Consider the following 3,442-nt stretch of genomic DNA (forward strand, 5'->3'; position numbering starts at 1 on the left):
AAATTAAGTGTTCATGCCGCGTTTGGGGAAGCGGAAGCTTTGCTTTGCGGAGACGCCCTTCTTAATGGCGCGTATGAAGTGCTTTTTACTTCATTAGGCAATGCAAACGAGCCGCTTACCGTACGCTTGGCAAAAGCCGGTACGTTGCTTAGCCGCATGAGTGGACTTCACGGAATGATCGGCGGACAGATCTTGGATATGCAGTCGAACGTTTGCGATACGCAGGCGCTTAGAAGGATGGTGGAGAAAAAGACTGGCGCACTTTTTGCCGCATCCTGTGGGATGGGAGCAATCCTTGCGGGAGCGAATGAAAAGGAGACGAACATAGCCATCCGGTTCGGTGCTTTATACGGTCTTGCATTTCAGTTGAAGGATGATGAAGGCGATTGGCAACAGGACGAAAAGGAGCAAAAACAAACCTACTTTTCGGCTTTAGGCACAAGCGTCCAACAACAACGGGAGGCGCTCTTTTCCTCCGCAGTTTCTCTTGCACAAGGTTTTGCGCATGGGGAGAAGTTAATAACCATCTTTTCGGAGCTGGTTAGGGAATAACGGTTGGCGATGGAAGGGGAGAAAATGAAAAAATATAATCGACAGCGTCTCATTCTCGATTTGATAGAACAACAAGAGGTGCAGACGCAGGAAGGGTTGGCGGAACTTTTGCGCGAACATGGCGTTCACGCTACGCAAGCGACGATTTCCCGCGATATAAAGGAACTTCGCATTTCTAAAGTACAAACGGTAAAAGGAGATTATAAATATACCGTTTTGGATTCCGTGCACGATTCGTTAAACGAGCGTTTGCATAAAATTCTTCGCTCAGCGATTCTTAGTGTTTATCATAACGGCAATATGGTCATTATTGAGACGGTCATTTACTGCGCACCCGTTGTTTCCATGACGATTACCAATGCCAAGTTGGATCATGTGGCAGGCATTGTCGCCGGCGTGGATACGCTTTTTATCGCACCAACGGACATTACACAGCTGGATCAGCTGGTTAAAGATATTGAGGAGTTCATTCAATAATGCTTACTGAACTGCGGATTCAACATTTTGCCCTGCTGGATACCGTAGAGGTTTCTTTTCCTTCCGCGGAATCCGTGGTAACCGGTGAAACGGGCTCAGGGAAAAGTTTATTTGTTGATGCACTGGATTTCTTACGGGGCGCACGTGCCGAAAAACGTATTTTGCACGGGGATAAAACAGCAGTCGTAGAGGGATGTTTTACTTGGTCGGAAATGGAAGAGTTAACCGATAAGACGCTCTGTGAAGAAATGGAGCAATTGGGTATTCCCCTTGAGGAGCGCTTGATCCTCGCACGACGGGAGTTTTCGCAAAAAGGATCTCGTCAGCGTCTCAATGATGTTACGGTCACGCTGCAGTCCTATCGCCGCGTCATGGAGCTTCTTTTGGACATTCATGCGCAGAATGCGCAGAATCTGTTAAAGTCTCCACGAACATACCTTCCGCTTATTGACAGTTTTATTGGTGTACGTGCGGAGAACGAAAAAAAAGCATTGCGCGACACGCTCCAGAATCTTCATGCGGTGCAAAGCGAATTGGATCGTCTTTCGCTTTCGCCGGAGGATGTTTTGCGTGAGAAGGATCTTTTGCGCTATCAAATTTCGGAAATTGACTCTGCGGACCTTACACATCTGGATGAAGAAGATCTGGAACGCGAGTATAAATCGCTGGTATCCGCCACAGAGCGCTTGCAGATAGCAAACCGCCTTTTTGGCGCGGTAAGCGGCGATCGCGGATTACGTGATGGGCTAATGAGCTGTGCGCAGAGTTTCGATCTTTTGGCACGCAAAGATGAAGAGGCTTCTTCGCTTCGTGACCGCATGTGGCAAATGGAAGCGGAAATGGAAGCGCTCCAGGAGGATTTGGAAGAGTACCGTAATTCGATTGTGATCGATCCGCAACGCATTGAAGAGGTGGATGGCATCTTTACTCTTCTACAGATGCTCAGAAGGAAATACGGGCAAACCAATGCGACTATTCTTGCGTTTCGAGAACAAGCGGATAACCGTTTACAGCTTCTTGACCATATTGAGCAGGAACGAAATGCACTGCAGGAAAAACAGCATTCGCTTCGTTTAGCGCTGCAAGAAAAAGCGGATACATTGCATTCACTGCGTGTTGCTGCTGCCAGACAACTGGAAAAGCGAGTGAAGGAAGAACTGCTGGAGATGGCGATTCAAAAAATTTCGTTTGCGATTCCCTTTGACAAAGCCAATACGATCGGTGCGACGGGAGAAGATATCGTAGACTTTCAGATTTCCACGAATCCCGGTGAACCCATGCAATCTCTTTCCGAAGTGGCGAGTGGAGGAGAAATGTCGCGTTTTATGTTGGCGCTAAAGATTATTGCCTCCGAGATAACCGCCATGCCGACCCTTGTTTTTGATGAAATTGACACCGGTATAAGCGGACGTACTGCCCAGGTTGTCGCGGAAAAGTTGTTCCGTTTAACGAAAAGACATCAGGTGCTTGTAATTACCCATCTTCCGCAGATTGCTGCCATTGCGGATACCCATTTCGCCATGAAGAAAATTTCCCACGAACAGGAAACGATCTCTTCTTTGCATGAACTATCCGAAGAAGAGCGTATAGCGGAGCAGGCGCGTCTTCTTGGCGGCGTGCATATTACGGACATTACCTGCAATAGCGCAAGAGAGATGATTGAACAGGCAAGGCAATGGAAGGCTGAACAAAGGGGCATGTCATGAGTGAAGATACGAATGCGATGGAGCGCACGATAAAAACCGAAGAAATATACGATGGACGCATCGTCCATCTTCGCGTCGAAACGGTAGAATTGCCTAATATGGGGTATGCCAAACGTGAAATTGTTTCCCATCAACGTGGCGTGGGCATGATCGTGTTAAAGGACGAGAATACGATGCTTATGGTTCGCCAATATCGTATTGCCGTGCGGCAATCCTTGTTGGAGATTCCAGCGGGATTAGTGGAACCGGGCGAATCGCCAAAGGACGCGGCACAGCGTGAGCTGCAAGAAGAGGTAGGCGTTAAAGCAAATCACCTGGAATATTTGATGGACGCCTATGCTTCTCCCGGTTTTACCGATGAGAAACTGAGCCTTTTTCTTGCTCGCGACTTAGAAGTGTCGAAATTACCTTTAGATGCTACCGAATTTCTGACGGTGGAAGAGCACAATTTGGATGAACTGTACCGCATGGTGCTGAATTTTGAGATTGTGGATGCCAAAACGATTATCGCCATCCTCTATGCGCATCAACTTCATCAGTCCAAAACAAAATAGAACGGAAGGGCTATGTTTGGAGAAAACTTCTCTGTATCTGTAATGGAAATCATCACGTCCGTTATCGCTATTACGTACACCATCATCTCTCATGAGTGTGCGCATGGTCTTGTGGCATACTGGAACGGTGATCCGACGGCAAAAGAAGCCGGG

At 47.7% G+C, this 3,442-nt stretch carries 4 protein-coding genes; all 4 read left to right on the forward strand.

Going from position 1 to position 3,442, the window contains the following annotated elements; translation table 11 throughout:
- Nucleotides 1-552: polyprenyl synthetase family protein (locus RDL68_RS06180; RefSeq protein ID WP_308540803.1), on the forward strand; the 552-nt coding region annotated here is incomplete at its 5' end.
- 24 nt (nucleotides 553-576) lie between these two features.
- Nucleotides 577-1,029 (forward strand): arginine repressor, encoded by a 453-nt coding sequence (locus RDL68_RS06185; protein ID WP_308540804.1) that lies wholly within the window; start codon nucleotides 577-579, stop codon nucleotides 1,027-1,029.
- Complete coding sequence (gene recN, locus RDL68_RS06190; protein ID WP_308540805.1) at nucleotides 1,029-2,735, forward strand: DNA repair protein RecN; 1,707 nt, start codon at nucleotides 1,029-1,031, stop codon at nucleotides 2,733-2,735. Before RDL68_RS06185 ends, recN begins: the two co-directional genes overlap by 1 nt.
- A complete protein-coding gene (locus RDL68_RS06195; protein ID WP_308540806.1) occupies nucleotides 2,732-3,289 on the forward strand; it encodes an NUDIX hydrolase in 558 nt (185 codons plus the stop codon). The genes recN and RDL68_RS06195 overlap by 4 nt, the downstream gene beginning before the upstream one ends.
- Nucleotides 3,290-3,442: the final 153 nt, after the last annotated feature.

The organism is uncultured Murdochiella sp. (assembly GCF_902488755.1).
In the GTDB taxonomy this organism is placed as follows: domain Bacteria; phylum Bacillota; class Clostridia; order Tissierellales; family Peptoniphilaceae; genus Murdochiella.